At 47.5% G+C, this 17,753-nt stretch carries 20 protein-coding genes; 1 reads left to right on the top strand and 19 read right to left on the bottom strand.

The annotated features are described in order from the left end of the window. Positions 1 to 19: 19 nt before the first annotated feature. Positions 20 to 229, top strand: coding sequence for a hypothetical protein (locus tag AT705_RS18875; RefSeq protein WP_058797772.1), 210 nt, complete (start codon positions 20 to 22; stop codon positions 227 to 229). Positions 230 to 298: 69 nt separating this feature from the next. On the opposite strand, the gene AT705_RS18870 is transcribed toward AT705_RS18875, so the two are convergent. The 19 genes from AT705_RS18870 to fliM all read right to left on the bottom strand — a co-directional run bounded on the left by AT705_RS18870 (position 299) and on the right by fliM (position 17,753). Beyond that, a complete protein-coding gene (locus AT705_RS18870; RefSeq protein WP_417712662.1) occupies positions 299 to 700 on the bottom strand; it encodes a DUF2802 domain-containing protein in 402 nt (133 codons plus the stop codon). A 27-nt stretch (positions 701 to 727) separates the two neighbouring features. Further along, positions 728 to 1,225, bottom strand: a complete 498-nt coding sequence (locus AT705_RS18865) for a chemotaxis protein CheW (protein WP_010385708.1) — start codon at positions 1,223 to 1,225, stop codon at positions 728 to 730. A 24-nt stretch (positions 1,226 to 1,249) separates the two neighbouring features. Continuing rightward, the gene (locus tag AT705_RS18860; RefSeq protein ID WP_058797771.1) at positions 1,250 to 2,062 is read right to left on the bottom strand and encodes a chemotaxis protein CheW; all 813 of its coding nucleotides are present in this window, start codon (positions 2,060 to 2,062) and stop codon (positions 1,250 to 1,252) included. After that, a complete protein-coding gene (locus AT705_RS18855; RefSeq protein WP_058797770.1) occupies positions 2,055 to 2,840 on the bottom strand; it encodes a ParA family protein in 786 nt (261 codons plus the stop codon). The genes AT705_RS18860 and AT705_RS18855 overlap by 8 nt, the downstream gene beginning before the upstream one ends. 53 nt (positions 2,841 to 2,893) lie before the next feature. After that, on the bottom strand, positions 2,894 to 4,051 hold the full coding sequence (locus AT705_RS18850) for a protein-glutamate methylesterase/protein-glutamine glutaminase (protein ID WP_058797769.1): 1,158 nt from the start codon (positions 4,049 to 4,051) through the stop codon (positions 2,894 to 2,896). Positions 4,052 to 4,131: 80 nt separating this feature from the next. Next, the gene (locus AT705_RS18845) at positions 4,132 to 6,360 is read right to left on the bottom strand and encodes a chemotaxis protein CheA (RefSeq protein WP_058797768.1); all 2,229 of its coding nucleotides are present in this window, start codon (positions 6,358 to 6,360) and stop codon (positions 4,132 to 4,134) included. Between the two features lie 15 nt (positions 6,361 to 6,375). Then, entirely contained in the window at positions 6,376 to 7,146 is a 771-nt protein-coding gene (locus tag AT705_RS18840) for a protein phosphatase CheZ (RefSeq protein ID WP_058797767.1), read from the bottom strand. A 19-nt stretch (positions 7,147 to 7,165) separates the two neighbouring features. Next, positions 7,166 to 7,549: a chemotaxis response regulator CheY gene (gene cheY / locus AT705_RS18835; protein ID WP_010385696.1), complete on the bottom strand. Its 384-nt coding sequence runs from the start codon at positions 7,547 to 7,549 to the stop codon at positions 7,166 to 7,168. A gap of 43 nt (positions 7,550 to 7,592) precedes the next feature. Then, positions 7,593 to 8,327: an RNA polymerase sigma factor FliA gene (locus AT705_RS18830; protein WP_010385694.1), complete on the bottom strand. Its 735-nt coding sequence runs from the start codon at positions 8,325 to 8,327 to the stop codon at positions 7,593 to 7,595. A gap of 2 nt (positions 8,328 to 8,329) precedes the next feature. After that, positions 8,330 to 9,190: a MinD/ParA family ATP-binding protein gene (locus AT705_RS18825; protein ID WP_010385692.1), complete on the bottom strand. Its 861-nt coding sequence runs from the start codon at positions 9,188 to 9,190 to the stop codon at positions 8,330 to 8,332. Further along, the gene (gene flhF, locus AT705_RS18820) at positions 9,183 to 10,715 is read right to left on the bottom strand and encodes a flagellar biosynthesis protein FlhF (RefSeq protein WP_058797766.1); all 1,533 of its coding nucleotides are present in this window, start codon (positions 10,713 to 10,715) and stop codon (positions 9,183 to 9,185) included. The genes AT705_RS18825 and flhF overlap by 8 nt, the downstream gene beginning before the upstream one ends. Before the next feature lie 20 nt (positions 10,716 to 10,735). Next, a complete protein-coding gene (gene flhA, locus AT705_RS18815; protein WP_058797765.1) occupies positions 10,736 to 12,832 on the bottom strand; it encodes a flagellar biosynthesis protein FlhA in 2,097 nt (698 codons plus the stop codon). A 60-nt stretch (positions 12,833 to 12,892) separates the two neighbouring features. Then, the gene (gene flhB, locus AT705_RS18810; protein ID WP_058797764.1) at positions 12,893 to 14,023 is read right to left on the bottom strand and encodes a flagellar biosynthesis protein FlhB; all 1,131 of its coding nucleotides are present in this window, start codon (positions 14,021 to 14,023) and stop codon (positions 12,893 to 12,895) included. Positions 14,024 to 14,044: 21 nt separating this feature from the next. After that, positions 14,045 to 14,824 (bottom strand): flagellar biosynthetic protein FliR, encoded by a 780-nt coding sequence (gene fliR, locus AT705_RS18805; RefSeq protein WP_058797763.1) that lies wholly within the window; start codon positions 14,822 to 14,824, stop codon positions 14,045 to 14,047. Positions 14,825 to 14,830: 6 nt separating this feature from the next. Beyond that, positions 14,831 to 15,100, bottom strand: a complete 270-nt coding sequence (gene fliQ / locus AT705_RS18800; protein WP_058797762.1) for a flagellar biosynthesis protein FliQ — start codon at positions 15,098 to 15,100, stop codon at positions 14,831 to 14,833. A gap of 1 nt (position 15,101) precedes the next feature. Beyond that, on the bottom strand, positions 15,102 to 15,842 hold the full coding sequence (fliP, locus tag AT705_RS18795) for a flagellar type III secretion system pore protein FliP (protein ID WP_010385684.1): 741 nt from the start codon (positions 15,840 to 15,842) through the stop codon (positions 15,102 to 15,104). 4 nt (positions 15,843 to 15,846) lie between these two features. Then, positions 15,847 to 16,218, bottom strand: coding sequence for a flagellar biosynthetic protein FliO (gene fliO, locus AT705_RS18790; RefSeq protein WP_058797761.1), 372 nt, complete (start codon positions 16,216 to 16,218; stop codon positions 15,847 to 15,849). A gap of 10 nt (positions 16,219 to 16,228) precedes the next feature. Then, on the bottom strand, positions 16,229 to 16,630 hold the full coding sequence (fliN, locus tag AT705_RS18785) for a flagellar motor switch protein FliN (protein WP_010385682.1): 402 nt from the start codon (positions 16,628 to 16,630) through the stop codon (positions 16,229 to 16,231). A gap of 28 nt (positions 16,631 to 16,658) precedes the next feature. Beyond that, positions 16,659 to 17,753: a flagellar motor switch protein FliM gene (fliM, locus tag AT705_RS18780; protein WP_058797760.1), complete on the bottom strand. Its 1,095-nt coding sequence runs from the start codon at positions 17,751 to 17,753 to the stop codon at positions 16,659 to 16,661.

Below are 17,753 nucleotides of genomic sequence, written 5' to 3'. Positions count from 1 at the left end.
GGATATTCAGGATATCTCTGTGTATAAGCAACCAACAATCCAGTGTCCAGGGGTTCACGGAAAACGGGTTAAAGCCTATAAACGTCACTCGTTTATGGCGTTAGTGCCCACGGGACAGAAAACCGGTGTGGTGCAATTGCCATTTATGGTGTCAAGCTGCAAGGCATTAGTTAATCTTAAACAAAAAGACCTGTTTATCAGTAAAACCTTTAAGGCTTTCTCAGCCTGAGGGGAAGCAGCCAACGCACAGCCGGTTTATTCATACCGGATTGTCGTTGGCCGACAATGTACAACCATCTCATTGTTTGTTATGTAGGGACATTAGCAATTCTGCTTCAGCACGAGGCAGTTCACACTCTCGCATTATCTCTTCGATGTCGGCACCCAGTTCGACCATCTTGACTGCACGGGAATAAATCTTCGCATCAGGATCGTCATACTTTTGAGCGGCCTGTTGCTGGGCAAGATCCTTGGCATAATTTTCACAGGCAACCAGACGCTTACCGATACTCAGGACGCTGGCGCGAACCTCTGCAATTTCGCTACGTAGGATAGCAACTTGTTCATTTTCACGCTTGAGGTGCTGAAGCAACTTACCATGTTCGTTATTTTGCTGTTGTACTTTTTTGCTTAGCGCAAAAATAAACCCCAAGCATACTAAACACAGCAGGCTTGAGGCGATTACTAGGAGCAATAAAATCTCGTTTTGGGTTACTGCTTGCACGGGTTAAATATGGCTCAACTCATCCCACTCATCATCACTGAGTAGTTTGTTCAAATCAACCAGGATCAGCAGCTCACCTTCACGGTTAGAAACACCTTGAATGAATTTTGCGCTTTCTTCTGTGCCAATATTTGGTGCACTGTCAATCTCAGAGCTACGCAGATACACTACCTCAGCAACACTGTCGACCAGAATACCAACAACTTGCTTTTCTGCCTCGATGATCACGATACGAGAGTTGTCTGTGACCTCTGAGCTTGGTAGCCCAAAACGAGAGCGGGTATCGATGACAGTCACAACATTACCACGTAGATTAATGATACCAAGCACATAGGTTGGTGCACCCGGTACAGGGGCAATCTCGGTGTAGCGTAATACTTCCTGCACCTGCATTACGTTAATGCCGTAGGTTTCATCCTCTAGCTTATAGGTAACCCACTGAAGGACTTCATCATTACTATCTGCATTTTTATCAGCCGAAAGTATTCTCTCTTGACTCATGATTTTACTCCAGTTAGATGCTAGTTACTGCTCTCGGCTATCGAGGCCATGCTCTAGCAATCGATTTAAATTCTCAACATCTATCAGTGCGCACATTTTTTCTTTAATGACGCCCGCCAGCCATGGCCTTTTCCCATCGGCTGTTCGCCATTTCACGTCTTCTGGCTTCAACGTAATATTATTGACCAGATTTTCGGCTAACAAACCCCACTGACTATCGCCCAGCATGATCAAGTACTGGTAGTCCAGATTCTCTTCCAGCTCAGGTGTGAATTTCTCCGGCATCACCCACCGGGCAGTGTCCACCACGTTGAGTTTTTCTTCGCGATTAAGCATCACACCTTTAAACCATTTTGGCTTACCAAACAATTGATTAACTTCAGTAAGCTGATGTATACCACCCAGAGACTTCAATGGCACAGCCAAAGTAAGCCCGGCAACTTCGAAAAACAGCGCCTGAAATTCATTTTCTAGATAAGCATCACGCGCGCGAGCTGGCACAGCCTGCTCTGCTTCTTCTTTGATAATAGTAGTATTTTCAGTTATCTCAAGATCAGCGGCCGGGGTTATTACCTGCACGTCCTGAGCGGTTTCCTGCTCAACAACAGGGTCAGCCGGAGGCTCCGCAATGGGTTGTTCCGCGACTGTTTCAGTATGAGCAGTCTCTGAGCGCTCAACAACACTGGGCGCTGCGGCATTGTCTTCCTGTGCTTCAGGCACAGACTCCAACAACTTAGCCACAGGTGCAAGCGCGACTTCATCTTCCTCTTCTTCGCGTAACAAGGCACCCAGATACTGTTTCATGACCTGTTCATTGGCAAACAGATGCTTACTCATTACTACCTCTATCAACTTCTGCAAGGTGTTCTAATAAGGCACGATATGCATAGACGCCACGCGATTTAGGGCAATACTGCACCGGAACTTGCTGCGCTAAACTGGCATCTCTGAACTTGGTATCAACCGGGATCACACCAGGCCAAACTTTATCCTGATAAGTCTCTACCAAAGACTTATAGGCTTCAAGAGATGCTTTAGTGCGCTTATCATACATAGTTGGCACTATAGTATATTGATATTGCTTGGAATGCGAACTTTGCATTAATGACATTGTGCGCATCATGCGATCCAGTCCTTTCAACGCCAGGAACTCTGTTTGTACCGGGATAAGAATGCGCTCGCTTGCAGCGAGAGCATTCACCATCAGCACACCAAGTACTGGCGGGCAATCCAAAATGGCATAGTCATAATGCTCACTGATCTTGGCAAGCGCCTTTTTCAGGATAAGCCCCATACCCGAGCGATTACCCATGCTGCGATCCAGTGTCGCAATAGCCATAGTCGCCGGCAATATGTCCAGATTCTCGATAGTTGAAGGGCAAAGTGCCTGAAGAATTTCTTCGCTGGCCATATTTGAACCGCGAACGAAAATATCGTACACACTGACTTCTAACTCTTCCGAGTCAATGCCAAAGTAGTATGTTAATGAGGCATGCGGATCTGTGTCTATCAATAATACACGTTTCCCCTGGAGCGCCAGGATCCCGCCGAGACTAACTGTGGTGGTGGTTTTACCCACCCCGCCTTTTTGGTTCGCTACCGTCCAGATTTTCACGTTATTTTTTTATTCCTTCGGCCAAACACAGATCGCATTCAGGCTAACATCAATTATGCACAGCCTATTTCTTTGTTTATTCTCAGTGCTACATCCTGCAAAGCGATATCTTCAGTTGAAATTCCCGCGCTTGCAACAGCTTGTGGCATGCCGTACACCACACAGGTTTTTTCATCCTGTGCCCAGATAGTCGCACCATTTTGTTTCAACATTCTGGCACCGTCTCGCCCATCCGCACCCATACCAGTCAGTATCACCGCGAGCACATCTCCGCTATATGCTTTGGCTGTACTGGCAAAAGTAACATCTACACTGGGTTTATAGGTAATACGAGGGCTGTCATCCTCAAACACTTTTAAGGTTTTGCTACCGCCCCTGGCTTCAACCAACATCTGCTGGCCCCCGGGTGCCAAATATGCAACACCTGGTTGCAAACGATCCCCTTGCTCTGCTTCTTTTACTTTGATTTTGCACAGACTATTCAAGCGTTGTGCAAATGCTGGCGTAAATGCTGCTGGCATGTGCTGGATCAGCAAGATAGGATGCGGAAAATTCGCAGGCAGCTGGGTTAAAATGGTTTGCAGTGCCACCGGGCCACCCGTCGATGTACCGATAGCAACGATTTGATACTTTTTTCCAGACGCTTTGAACGACGCACCTGAACTTGGAGTGTCAGGTGCAGAACGTGAAAATGTTCGATCAGGTTGTGCAATTGGCTTAGCCGCAGGACGCTGACCTGAAGATGCACTTGGCGCGCTGCGTGTCGGTGCTGGTGCTGGTGACGAGCCAATAGGCCGGGTGAAGCGACTCACACGACGCCGGCCAATTTCTTTGACCTTGTTCTGTAAAGAGCGGATAGCTTCTTCACTGTTACGGGCAATATCTTCAAACTTCTTCGGTAAGAAATCGACCGCACCGGCATCCAGCGCATCGAGTGTTGCGCTGGCACCTTCACGAGTTAATGACGAAAACATCAGGATCGGAGTGGGGGAACTCTGCATGATCTGCTTAACTGCGCTAATCCCATCCATTACTGGCATTTCCACATCCATAGTGATGACGTCTGGCCTCAGTTTAGCGGCTTTATCGACCGCTTCCTGACCATTCACAGCAAAGTCAATTACTTTGATTTCAGGATCTTTTTCTAGTATTTCACTCACTCGGCGACGAAAGAAGCTCGAGTCATCTACAACTAATACTTTAACTGCCATTGGCATTGCTCTTTTATTCGTTACAGATCCGAAAAGTGGTGTCAAAGACACCACTTTGTCGGTATAAATGCGCCGGGCAATTACTTGCCGGCGTAATATTTTAACATGCTGGGGACGTCCAGAATGAGCGCGATGCCACCATCAGATGTGATAGTCGCACCAGCCATACCCGGGGTACCTTGCAATAAGGCATCAAGCGGTTTAATTACCACTTCTTCCTGACCTATCAGAGAGTCAACCACAAAGCCTACTTGCTTAGTACCCATCTGAACGATTACCACATGCCCTTCTGCTTTTCTGGCGCCTCTGTCGGCACCTTTTACTAACCAGTGCTCCAGATAAAACAGTGGGATTGCTTTTTCACGCACTATGATAGTCAATTGACCATCAACCACGTTGGTCTTGGTCAAATCAAGGTGGAATATTTCACTAACCCCAGCCAGCGGCAGTGCAAATGTTTGCTGACCAATCATCACCATCAATGTTGGCAGAATGGCCAATGTCAGTGGTACTTTAATTTCCAGTATGGTACCCACACCCAGCTCTGACTGAATGTTCACGGAACCATTTAACTGGGTGATTTTAGTTTTGACCACATCCATACCAACACCTCGGCCTGAGATGTCAGAAATTTGTTCTTTTGTTGAGAAACCTGGTGCGAAGATCAGATTGTAGGCCTCATTATCTGACAAGCGACTTGCCTGGTCAGAATCGATAACCCCTTTGCTTATCGCAATCTTCTTCAATTTCTCTGGGTCCATACCTGCACCATCATCACGAATGGTCAGTAGAATATGATCACCCTCTTGAGAGGCTGATAAGGTCACAGTACCGGTTCTTGATTTACCTGCTGCTTCACGAACATCCGGCATTTCAATACCGTGATCCACTGAGTTACGAACCAAGTGAACCAAAGGATCCGCAAGTGCCTCTACCAGGTTTTTATCCAGATCGGTGTCTTCCCCTTCCAGTACCAGACTTATGTCTTTCTTGAGGCTACGAGCCAAGTCTCGAACCACCCGGGGGAAACGACCAAACACTTTCTTGATTGGCTGCATCCGGGTTTTCATAACCGCACCCTGAAGATCGGCGGTCACCACATCGAGATTGGAAATGGCTTTACCCATGGCTTCACTGTTAGAGTTATTAGCCAAGCTAACTAACCGGTTACGCACCAACACCAGCTCACCGACCATGTTCATGATCTCATCCAGGCGCTTAGTATCAACCCGAACGGTTGTTTCTGCCTGTGCTGCTGGTTTCTTAGCGGCGGCTTTATTATCGGCCGCAGGTTTACTCTCAGCTGCTGGTTTCGCAGGTGCCTTGGTAGCCGGTGCACTGGGTGCCTTAGCCACAGGTGCAGCTGGCTTAGGTTCAGGGGGCGCTTTGGGCGCTTCTTTCGGCGCTGCTACTTCCGCTTCCGTTGATTTTGGTGCTTGCCCTTTTCCGTGCAACTCATCCAGTAAAGCTTCAAATTCGTCATCATTGATTTCATCATCATCACCGCCAGATGCTTTCGGCGGCTCTGACGCAGCAGGTTGGGCCGGCGCCTTCGGCTGCTCAGCTGGCGCTTGCTCTGCGGTCGCACCAAATTTCCCAACTCCGTGCAACTCATCCAGCAAGCTGTCAAATTCATCATCGGTAATGTCGCCATCATCGCTGCTTGATGGAGCCGGTGTTGTACTTGTTGCGGCAGGTTCTTGCGATGCAACTGAGGGTCCATTACCTGAGCCATGTAATTCATCGAGCAAGCTCTCGAATTCTTCTTCAGAAATCTCGTCTATGCTGTCCGCGCTGTCACTTGCAGATTCATCAACGGGATCCGCAGGTGCGTCAAACAGCACATCATCCGCACTGGGTGTCGCCACAACCGGTTCAGGCTCTGCTACAGCAGGGGCAGTAATCACTTCGTCTGCTGATTCTGGCTGACTGAGCTGATGTAAAACTTCCAGTAAGTGTGGATCAGCGGGATCTGGTTGCTCTCTGTTTTGAATACACGAGAACATTTCATTGATGGTATCGAGTGATTGCAAAATCACATCCATCAATTCTGGTGTTACCTGACGCTGTCCCTGACGCAGGACATCAAACACGTTTTCCGCACCGTGACAAGCGTCTACCAACTCAGTCATGCTCAGGAAGCCTGCGCCCCCTTTAACGGTATGGAAACCACGGAAAATCGCATTTAACAGCTCTTTATCTTCCGGGTTGTTTTCTAGTTCGACAAGCTGCTCAGATAACAGTTCGAGTATTTCCCCAGCTTCAACAAGAAAGTCTTGTAAGATATCTTCATCGACTTCAAAGCTCATTCGCATACTCTCCTATTAGAAGCCCAAACTAGACAACAGGTCATCAACTTCATCCTGCCCAGATACGACATCATCTCGAGACTCAGCGTCCAAAATTGGACCCTCAGGACCTGATAACTCGTCAGTAACGGCGGGGGCTGTAGTTTGTGCCTGTGGCTGGGCTGCAGTTTGTTGACTTTCATCTGCGCTGCCGAATACGGTCAACAAGTGAATTAGGCTGTCTTCAACTTCACGAACCAACTCAATGACACGCCGGATAACCTGTCCGGTTAAATCTTGATAATCTTGTGCCATCAACACATTGGTCATCAGATTTTGTAATTCATCTGTACGGCCTTTTGACGACTGCATAAAACTGTCAAGATCGTGGCACAAGGATTTGAACTCTCCAAGCTGGATATCCCGGCTCATTAATCTGTCCCAGGTGGGCTTAATTTCAGAGAGTTCATCGGCTAGTTCTTGGGCTAAGGGAAGACTTGCTTCTACGGCATCCATGGTTTTATTGGCAGCGCTTTCGGTCATCTCCATGACGTAATTAAGGCGCTGCTTGGCATCTGGAATGGCTTCTGTCGTGAGATCAGCTAAACGGGTATCTAACTCAAAATTCTTCAACGATTCATGAAGTTGTCGAGTTAGCTTCCCCACTTCAGCAAAAAGCTCTGATTGTTCTTTATTGGTGGCCTCAATTAATATCTCATCAGCCTTTTCCTGCTCACCTTGTTCAAGGTATTCAACGAGCAGTTTAGCCTGTTCCAGAGTTATCTGTGGCACAGAAGATGTTGACATAAGCCTACCCTTATCAATACTAGCCTAAACGTTCGAACACTTTTTCTAGTTTGGTTTTCAGGGTGCCTGCCGTAAACGGCTTAACGATGTAACCATTAACTCCAGCCTGGGCAGCAGCAACGATTTGTTCTTTTTTCGCTTCCGCTGTAACCATGAGTACTGGGATGTGTTTAAGCTTATCATCAGCACGAATTGCACGAAGCAAATCGATACCTTGCATGCCTGGCATATTCCAGTCAGTTACGACGAAGTCGAATTCCTGATTTTGCAACATTGGAAGTGCCGTACTGCCATCATCAGCCTCTTGAACATTGGTAAAGCCTAAGTCTCTTAGCAGGTTTTTGATTATTCTTCTCATCGTAGAAAAATCATCAACCACGAGAATTTTCATGTTCTTATCCAAAACTTCCTCCGGTGAGGTTTGAACCTATATTGTAAAACTAACTCTAATTGATCCAGTCATTGATCTTCGCACGAAGCTTGATCATTGCTTGACCGTGAATCTGACTCACTCGAGATTCGCTGACCTCTAAGATCGCACCAATCTCTTTTAAATTCATCTCATCGTTATAATACAAAGACAACACCAAAGCATCGCGCTCAGGTAAAGTCTTGATCGCATTGACTAACGATTCGTTAAAGCGCTCATTTTTAACATTATTGAATGGTTTGTCTAGCGCAAAATCGTTGCCTGCGGGAGAAATTACGTCTTCATCTACCCCCAAGTCTTCGATGCCGATCACTTTACTTGCATTGACATCATGTAAAATATGATGGTACTCATCTAGCGTAATATCAAGTTTTTCAGCGATTTCAGTATCTTTTGGTTCCCGTCCAAGCTGTGCTTCTAGCTCAGCAATGGCCTCTGCAACCATGCGACCGTTTTTGTGTACCGAGCGGGGCGCCCAGTCACCACGGCGGATCTCGTCAATCATTGCGCCACGAATTCGAATTCCTGCAAAAGTTTCAAAGCTCGCCCCTTTGCTCGCGTCAAAATTTTTGCAGGCTTCTATCAGTCCAATCATACCTGACTGGACTAAATCATCGAGCTGAACACTGGCTGGTAATCTGGCTAACAAATGACAGGCCACCTTTTTCACTAAAGGCGTATGACGTTCCACCACCTTATGTAGGTGGTCTGTCGTTTTATATCCCGCCATGCGGTTGACCGGTGAAGCCATCTTTAACCGTTTACCAATTGCTCAATAAAGAATTCCAAATGACCTGAAGGTTGGTGGGGAATGGGCCACTTGACAGCTTTGCTTGCCAGGCCTCTAAATGCCACAGCAGCAGGTGAATTAGGATAAAGCTCAACGATGGTTTTTTGACGGCGTGAAGATTTACGCATATTTTCGTCGAATGGGATCGTTGCAACCAGCTCTAAAGCGACATCTAAAAATCGGTCTGTAACCTTGGACAGCTTAGCAAATAACTCCTGCCCTTCTCTTAAGCTGCGCACCATATTGGCCACAATTTTGAACTTGTAGACGCCATGTTCACGGCTTAATACTTTGATAAGCGCATATGCATCAGTAATAGAAGTCGGCTCGTCACACACTACAACCAGTACATCCTGTGCAGCACGAGAGAAACTCAGCACCATGTCTGAAATGCCAGCCGCCGTATCGACGATTAAAATATCAAACTCGCTGCTAAGCTCACTGAAGGCACGGATCAAGCCTGCGTGCTCGGCAGGCGTTAATTCGACCATATTTTGTGAGCCTGACGTTGCAGGCACGATACGGATCCCAGCCGGACCCTCTACCAAAATTTCGTCTAGCTCGCATTCGCCGGACAATACATGAGATAAATTTTTCTCAACCCTCAAACCTAGCATGACATCACAGTTAGCCAGACCTAAGTCAGCATCAAGCACCAAGACCCGATTACCCTGCTGTCCCAACGCGATGGCAGTGTTGAGGGATACATTGGTTTTACCTACTCCACCTTTACCACCAGTCACTGCGATTACTTTTACACTGTGGTTATTTTTTTGGTTCATTCTCCGCAGGCCACTTGCTTGATCTAAAACTGTATTAATCATACATTCCTACTGTCTGGGACGCCACTGGTACACGTCGCGAATGTTGTGCTTTTGTTCTCTTTAAATACAATTGCTCAGCCTTTTTGACTAACTTCTGAGCGTTTGCCACGCGAATGTCTTCAGGCACTCGCTGACCATTGGTAAGATACCCTATTGGCAGACGATTTTGAATCGCTATGCTAATTATCTCACCTAAACTTAGACTTTCATCAAGTTTTGTAAAAATACAACCACTTAAATTGACTTTTTTAAAGTGGTTTACGGTTTCTTGCAGTACATGCATCTGAGCAGTCGCACTTAATACCAGGTAGCTGCGAATGTCAACACGGCTACTGCGCATCAGGGTGTTTAGCTGCTCCGTCAAGCGTAAGTCACGCTGACTCATCCCCGCCGTGTCTATTAATATTAGACGCTTATTGCGTAAATGATAAAGAACCTCTGCAAGTTCATTGGCATCTTTTACTTGCTTAACAGGACAGCCAATGATCCGACCATAGGTTGCCAGTTGCTCGTAAGCACCGATACGATAGGTATCCGTTGTGATCAGTGCCACATTATCGGCACCATATTTCTGTGCGCCCAGCGCTGCCAATTTTGCAACTGTAGTGGTTTTACCAACTCCTGTTGGTCCGACCATGGCATATACACCGCCCTGACGCAGAATATCGTTGTTTGTTGTATGCATTTGATTGACAACCATATTCAGCAGTGCGTTCCACGCTTCTTTTCGAGAAACGTCATCAGGGATAAAACAAGCCATCTGCTCTGCGACTTCCGCACCAATTCCCATGCCTTTAAGACGCTCAACCAGACAAGCGCGGGTTGGATCACGACGTGCCATTTCCTGATTCATCAATCCAGATAACTGGAATTCAAGTAGCTGACGGATGGCGTTCATTTCATCACGCATGGAAGACATTTCATCGTCGTTGGTTTTTTTCTGTGCCGCAGGTTCGTCACCAAAGCCCTGATCAAGGTCATCTCCAAATTCCCAGGAAGTGGCTGCATCACGGCTATCAAAATCATGACTTTGTGCTTCATAACGCGGTTGACGCGCAGCCTGAGGCGCAGCTTTTGCTGGTGCTTCGTTACGTTGCTGAGCGCCAAACATGTCATCTGTGTTAATGCCAGACTGAGAAAACATAGAAGCAAGCTCGGGCGACTTAGGACGAGGGGCTTGGCGCTCAAGCAAGGCTTCAAGACTGTCTGCAACCTGCGCCTGCTTCTGAGGCTCTGCACGACGCGGTTGAGGACGAACCATTCTGGCAGGCTGACTGTAACTGTGCTGGGCACTTTGCCCAGGGGTTGCCTGACGAGGAGCAGCCTGCGCTGCGCTTTGCTGAGGAGCTGACTGCGCCGCCTGAGGCTGTGGAGCTGGTGTCCGATCATTGTCTACTGCAGCGACGATTTCAACGCCATCTGCCAGTTTTTTATTTGACATGATCACTGCATCTGCACCTAGCTCTTCTTTCACTTCTTTTAAAGCGGTACGCATATCTTTTGCAAAAAAACGTTTAATCTTCATGGTCAGCCCCTTCTAGTCCTCTACTGTCCAACTGAGCTCACTATCTTGATTTGTCTCTCATCCGGTACTTCCTGATATGACATCACTCTCAGTCCCGGTATGGTGTGTTTTACAAATCTTGACAGCACACTTCTTAACATACCTGAGGTTAATAAGATGGACGGCTCGCCGAGCATTTCTTGCGTTTGATGGGCTTCTCTTAATGAACCTTGAAGCCGCTCTGCAAGGCCTGGCTCTATGCCTGCCCCCTCATCACCTGCGTTCTGTAGAGACTTATGCAACATCTGTTCCAACTCAGGCGCCAATGTTATGACAGGGATTTCTTCAGCCCCACCGACCGCATCCTGAACAATCAGTCGACGCAGTGAAATACGCACTGCTGCCGTCAGTACATCCGGGTCCTGACTGCGTGGGCCATACTCAACCAGGGTCTGAACAATGGAGCGCATATCACGAATTGCAACACCTTCATTCAGCAAGTTTTGCAGTACTTTTACAATCGTAGTGAGTGGCAGGATATCTGGTACCAGACCTTCCACCAGACGAGGGTGACTCTTAGCCAGCATATCAAGCAGGTTCTGCACCTCTTCATGCCCCAGCAGTAAAGACGCGTTATTAGTCAACAGCTGACTGATATGTGTCGCTACGACCGTCGCTGCATCAACCACTGTGTAGCCAAGAGAATGAGCTTCGTCTTTTTGCTCTGGTTTGATCCATACCGCTTCCAAGCCAAACGCCGGATCTTTAGTCGCCACGCCATTAATTGGACCAAAAACCTGACCTGGGTTGATGGCCAGCTCATCACCATGCTTCAGCTCACCATCTCCGGAACCCACACCCATCAAAGTGATACGATATGCATTTGGATCCAGCTCCAGGTTATCGCGGATATGTACAGGCGGAACCAAAAAGCCCAGTTCCTGAGATAGCTTTTTACGTACCCCTTTGATGCGGTTTAACAGCTCACCACCTTGCGATTGATCAACCAGCGGGATCAGGCGATACCCCACTTCCAGGCCAATTACATCGACTGGCTGTACATCATCCCAGCCCAGCTCTTTTTGTTCCTGCTGCTGAGACGCAACCGCGCCACCTTTCGATTCTTCAGCTTCCTGCTCTTGTGCTTTAATTTTTTGTTGATGTGAGTAGTAAGCCAGATATCCGATCAGGGCACCCAGACCGAGGAAGGCAACATGAGGCATGCCAGGTACGAGTCCCATAACAATCAGGATCCCCGCAGCGATAGACAAAGATTTTTCATTGCCCAGCTGCTGCGTCATTTGCTCACCCATGTTGTGCGATTCATTCTGACGCGTCACCACAATCGCAGTACCAATCGACAGTAACAGAGAAGGAAGCTGGGCAACCAGGCCGTCACCTATGGTCAACAGGGTGTATACTTCCATAGCCCGGCCAAATGACAGATCATGCTGCACCATACCTACGAATAAACCGCCAATGATGTTAATTGCCAGGATAACGATGCCTGCGATGGCATCCCCTTTTACGAATTTACTGGCACCATCCATCGAACCATAGAAGTCGGCCTCACGAGTTACTTCTTCACGTCTGGTTCTCGCTTCGTCTGCGGAGATAAATCCGGCATTCAAATCTGCGTCAATCGCCATCTGTTTACCCGGCATTGCATCCAGGGTAAAACGTGCAGATACTTCGGAGATACGACCGGCACCTTTGGTGATAACCACAAAGTTAATGATGATTAAAATCAGGAAGACCACCAGACCAACCGCATAGTTACCGCCAATCACAACGGAGCCGAATGCTTCGATCACTTTACCGGCTGCGTCACCGCCGTTATGACCCTCCAACAATACCACCCGGGTACTGGCAACGTTCAGTGCCAGACGTAAAATAGTCGCAATCAGTAGCACCGATGGAAACATACCGAATTCAAGCGGTTTCATGGTGTAAACCGTCACCAACAGCACCACGAGGGCCAGTGCGATATTGAATGAGAATAAGATATCGAGCAAAAATGGCGGCATAGGCAGGACCACCATGCCCAATGCAGCCAGAACCAGTACCGGTGTACCGACCCCTTTGGCATATTCTTTTTTATCTCGATTAATCTGTTGTAAAACCGCTTTAAAATCCATAACTTACAAACCACAAATTATTGACGCAGTTACATTAAAGCAAGTTTAATACCAACTAGACTAGTGTTTCAGTTCATCAGGAATGGGCAGGTCTTTTCTTAATTCAACCGGGCGCTTACCGCGACCCTTGTTAAACTTTTTCAATTGAAATACGTAGGCCAGCACCTGGGCTACGGCGGTGAATAGTTTTTGCGGGATTTGGTCGCCCACTTCGGTCGTATGATACAAAGAGCGGGTTAAAACAGGTGATTCAACAATCGGGACTTCATTCCCTTTGGCTATTTTACGGATCTGCATCGCCAGTTCATCAACGCCTTTGGCAATCACCATGGGTGCACCCGCTTTTTCCGTGTCGTATTTTAACGCCACAGAGTAATGCGTTGGGTTGGTGACCACCACATCGGCATCAGGCACTTCCTGCATCATCCGTCGTTGTGACATTTCACGCTGTGTGCGCCGAATACGGGCTTTAATCTGAGGATCACCTTCCGAGTTCTTATACTCATCTTTGACCTCTTGTAGCGTCATTTTGAGCTGTTTATGGTGATTGTAACTCTGATATGGCGCATCAATCGCTGAAATAATGATCATGGTGCAGCTCAGCGCCAGAAACATCCAGGCCAGAATTTCCAGGGAGTGCATAATGCTGCCCGGGATTTGCTCGATGCTAAGGTGCAGTATCTCGTAAAAGAATACCTTAATAAGCAATATCGCAAACCCGGCCACCAGCACAAACTTGAGGATCGACTTAATCAATTCCACCGCGGCCTGAGGCCCAAACATCCGCTTAATGCCTTTCATTGGCGACATTTTACTTGGCTTGGGTGCCGCGGCTTGCCAGCTAAAGTTAAAGCCGCCTAACAGAGTATTGCCAATGATCCCTGCAACCATAATGATCAATACAAACATACTCAGCGGAAAAATGATTTCGGAAAAAGCATCCCCCCAGACAGAAAACATTTTGGTGGTGTCATAGGTTTCGTTACGATTCAGCGTAAACATTCGACCCATCATGTTATACAACCCCTTGGCAATATCCGGGCCATACAGCAGCAATGAAACAGCAGAAAATATGAGCACAAATGTTGTACCCAGCTCTTTTGAGCGGGCAACCTGCCCTTTCTTACGGGCATCCGATATTTTCTTGTCTGTGGGTTCTTCCGTACGTTCCTGACCAGAATCTTCCGCCATCGTTTTGCTCCCGCTACTCGATTACACCGTGCAACCAATCAGGTTACACAATAATTCTGTCATTTTCAGCCACTGAAACTCGTATTGGATCACAAAGTTCCCCATCGTTGCCCAGATGATCAACAAACCCGATACCATGGTAAAAGCAAATCCCACAGAGAAAATATTCATCTGCGGTGCAGCGCGCGTCATGATGCCGAATGACAGATTGATCAATAGCATGGCGGTTAGCGGTGCCAAAGATAATGCCAAGGCAGTCGCAAACAGCCAGCTGCCCCAGGTCACAATCTGCCAATAATTATCAACCACCCACCAGCTGCCATCAATGGGCCAGCTCTGAAAACTATACACCACCATCTTGATCATCATCAGGTGGCCATTAAAAACAAAAAACAACAATGTCGCCAAGATCAGATAAAACTGACCGACCGCCGGTACACTCAGGCCATTGGCCGGATCGACCACTGAGGCAAAACCTAATCCCGTTTGCATTGCCAGAATTTGCCCCGCGACTATAAACGTATTTAACAGCAGAATAGAAGCAAACCCAATTGAGACTCCAACTATGATTTCATGCATCACCACCAGAACCATGGCGAAAGAAAATAAGTCGGTAAACTGGGTCTGAGGAATAGCAGGAACAACCGCTACAGTCACAACGACTGACATAGCAAGCTTGATACGGGTTGGGACACTCTGTGCCCCTAAACCAGCCATTATCATAATCATCGAGCTGATCCTGATGAACGGCAACATATAGTCACTGAGTACCTGAATAATGAGTTCGAAGGGATACTCCATGGCACGTTAACCTGCGATTTCAGGGATCTGAAGCACCAACTGGTTGAAAAAATCCATCAGTACCTGAGTCATCCAGTGGCCACCGAAAATCAGGGCCACAATGGTGACGATAAGTCTGGGCAGGAAACTTAAGGTTTGTTCGTTAATCGAGGTTGCCGCCTGGAACACCGCCACAACCAGACCTATCATCAGGCCTGGCAGTACAATGGCGGTCACCAGTTTAATCACAATAAAAAGCGATTCACTCAGAATATCGACAAAAACTTCTGGTTCCATGTCACACTCCTAAGCCAAAACTGCGAGCCAAGGTACCCATGATCAGAGACCAGCCATCGACCAGCACAAACAACATAATCTTAAAAGGCAAGGCCACTATCATAGGTGATAGCATCATCATACCCATCGCCATCAGTACACTGGCAACCACCAGATCCACAATCAGGAAGGGGATGAAAAACATAAAGCCAATAATGAAAGCGGTTTGCAGTTCACTGGTCACAAATGCCGGAATAATGACCACAAACGGGGTATCTTCCGGGCTATCTAGCTTATCGTAGCCAGCTATTTTAGCGAATGTTTCCAAATCCTTTATTCGCGTTTGCGATAACATAAATGCTTTGATCGGTTCCTTGGCTTGCTCAAGCGCCTGAATTGATGTCAATTCTTCATTCAGGTAAGGCTGAACCGCACGATCATTAATCTGGTTAAAGATAGGTGCCATAATAAAAAAGGTCAGAAACAAAGACATCCCCACCAATACCTGATTAGACGGCGATTGCTGCAAGCCAATCGCCTGACGCAGGATCGCCAGTACCACAATGATACGGGTAAAGGAGGTCATCATAATCACAGCGGCAGGGATAAAACTCAGCGCCGTCATTATGGCCAGCACTTGCAGCGTAACTGAATATTCCTGAGAGCCATCCGGATTGGTTGTCACACTCAGTGCCTCAATGCCGTCTGCTAAAGCACCCGGAGCAAAGCACAACACTGTGATAAGGAGTAAAAATCGGATCATAGGTTCATTTCTTATTGTTATTTGCGCCAGACATTAAGCGGCTGAGTTCTTGAGCAAACGGGGCTGTGGGTGTCACTTCTAAGGGTGACTCTAACTGATATAAATAATTAATACTGTGCGGTGTTACGCCCAGCAAGTGTTGTTTGTTGTCTATTTCAATGATCAGTAAACGCTCTTTGCTGCCAAGCGGCAGACTGCGGATCACTTTAAAATCCTGGCTGTTACCCAGATTGGGGTTAAAGCGTTTCACCAGCAGGGCAAGGCCAATGATTGCCACCACTACAAACGCTAAAGACAGGCCCACTGACAATAACTCACTGCTGAGCCCGCCTGGTGGCTGCACCGCAGCCACACTGGAGAATATCAAAGCACTCATTAGCGATCTGTTAGCGAAGCTTTTTGATACGTTCAACCTGACTGATAACGTCAGTCAGGCGAATACCGAACTTATCGTTAACAACAACCACTTCGCCATGCGCAATCAGGGTACCATTGACCAGCACATCCAAAGGCTCACCGGCCACTCTGTCCAGTTCAACAACAGACCCCTGGTTCAACTGAAGCAAGTTCCGTATGTTGATCTTAGAGCGCCCAACTTCCATCGAAATGGTGACCGGGATGTCTAAAATCGTATCGAGCTTACGCTTTTCATCAGCGCTCAGAGAAGCGCCGCTGTCTTGCAACTCTTCCAGTTCAGCAACCTCGGCTTCAGCACCGTCCTGGTCAGCTTCCTCAGCCTCTGCGAGTGCAGCCGCCCATTCGTCCATTGTATCTTGATCATCACTCATGCACTGACTACCTTAATTAACTTCTTCATCACCAATCTAAATCCACACCTTCAGACAGATGCAGATCTTCTTCTAACTCTGCCAACTCAGCATCCGAGTCTAGCTTCTTGCCGCCCTTCGTAAACACATGAAGTTCTGACTTCACAGATTCCGGACGTTTAATCTTCTCGCTGATTTGCAGCGCCACATTGTCACGAGAACGCCCCATTTTAGCCCTAAAGGTCGGCAGTTCTTCCACAAATACTGTGATATGCTCGGGCATCTCAACCGGAATAATATCACCCGCTTTTAACTGCATGATTTGGTCAAGCGATAAGTCTACTTCGAGTAGTTGTGTAGACATCTCCACTTCAACATCCATAATTTCATCACGCAGCGCCTTACTCCAGCGCAGATCCGTGTCTTCAGTGTCAGACTGAACACCCGCATCAAGCAGTTCACGAATAGGCTCAAGCATGGAATAAGGTAAGGAAATGTGGAAGTCTCCTCCCCCGCCATCCAGCTCAATGTGAAATGAGCTGATCACCACAACCTCAGTTGGAGAGACGATATTCGCCATCGCCGGGTTCACTTCCGAGTCGAGATATTCAAACGACACATCCATAACCGGTGCCCAGGCTTCTTTATAATCTTCAAAAATGATTTTGAGCAGCATCTGAACGATCCGCCGCTCTGTTGGTGTAAATTCGCGCCCTTCTATTTTCGCGTGGTAGCGCCCATCACCGCCAAAGAAGTTATCCACCAGGATAAACACCAGGCGGGCTTCCATGGTGATCAATCCCGTCCCTTTGAGCGGACGAAAACGTACCATGTTCAAACTGGTCGGAACAAACAGTGTGTGAATGTACTCACCGAACTTGAGCATCTGCACGCCATTGATTGATACCTCGGCAGTACGACGCATCATGTTAAACAAACTGATCCGCATGTGCCGAGCGAATCGCTCATTAACGATTTCCAAAGTCGGCATGCGACCACGGACGATACGGTCCTGTGACGAAAAGTCGTATTGTAAGGCGTTACTGGTACCGCCATCGTCACTATCCGGGACTTCTTCTTCTTCGACCTCATCGACACCATGCAATAAGGCATCGATTTCGTCTTGTGATAATAAGTCGCTCAC

Origin of the sequence: Pseudoalteromonas rubra (genome assembly GCF_001482385.1) — a bacterium.
GTDB classification, from domain to species: domain Bacteria; phylum Pseudomonadota; class Gammaproteobacteria; order Enterobacterales; family Alteromonadaceae; genus Pseudoalteromonas; species Pseudoalteromonas ardens.
The sequence above is the reverse complement of the archived record's forward strand: the minus strand, read 5'-3'. Positions and strand labels throughout refer to the sequence as shown.

Excerpts from the sequence above, each read along its gene's own strand:
- AT705_RS18865 (WP_010385708.1), bottom strand. The coding sequence starts at position 1,225 with ATGAGTCAAGAGAGAATACTTTCGGCTGATAAAAATGCAGATAGTAAT.
- AT705_RS18860 (WP_058797771.1), bottom strand. The coding sequence starts at position 2,062 with ATGAGTAAGCATCTGTTTGCCAATGAACAGGTCATGAAACAGTATCTG.
- AT705_RS18850 (WP_058797769.1), bottom strand. The coding sequence starts at position 4,051 with ATGGCAGTTAAAGTATTAGTTGTAGATGACTCGAGCTTCTTTCGTCGC.
- AT705_RS18845 (WP_058797768.1), bottom strand. The coding sequence starts at position 6,360 with ATGAGCTTTGAAGTCGATGAAGATATCTTACAAGACTTTCTTGTTGAA.
- AT705_RS18840 (WP_058797767.1), bottom strand. The coding sequence starts at position 7,146 with ATGTCAACATCTTCTGTGCCACAGATAACTCTGGAACAGGCTAAACTG.
- AT705_RS18830 (WP_010385694.1), bottom strand. The coding sequence starts at position 8,327 with ATGGCTTCACCGGTCAACCGCATGGCGGGATATAAAACGACAGACCAC.
- AT705_RS18825 (WP_010385692.1), bottom strand. The coding sequence starts at position 9,190 with ATGATTAATACAGTTTTAGATCAAGCAAGTGGCCTGCGGAGAATGAAC.
- flhF (WP_058797766.1), bottom strand. The coding sequence starts at position 10,715 with ATGAAGATTAAACGTTTTTTTGCAAAAGATATGCGTACCGCTTTAAAA.
- flhA (WP_058797765.1), bottom strand. The coding sequence starts at position 12,832 with ATGGATTTTAAAGCGGTTTTACAACAGATTAATCGAGATAAAAAAGAA.
- flhB (WP_058797764.1), bottom strand. The coding sequence starts at position 14,023 with ATGGCGGAAGATTCTGGTCAGGAACGTACGGAAGAACCCACAGACAAG.
- fliR (WP_058797763.1), bottom strand. The coding sequence starts at position 14,824 with ATGGAGTATCCCTTCGAACTCATTATTCAGGTACTCAGTGACTATATG.
- fliQ (WP_058797762.1), bottom strand. The coding sequence starts at position 15,100 with ATGGAACCAGAAGTTTTTGTCGATATTCTGAGTGAATCGCTTTTTATT.
- fliP (WP_010385684.1), bottom strand. The coding sequence starts at position 15,842 with ATGATCCGATTTTTACTCCTTATCACAGTGTTGTGCTTTGCTCCGGGT.
- fliO (WP_058797761.1), bottom strand. The coding sequence starts at position 16,218 with ATGAGTGCTTTGATATTCTCCAGTGTGGCTGCGGTGCAGCCACCAGGC.
- fliN (WP_010385682.1), bottom strand. The coding sequence starts at position 16,630 with ATGAGTGATGATCAAGATACAATGGACGAATGGGCGGCTGCACTCGCA.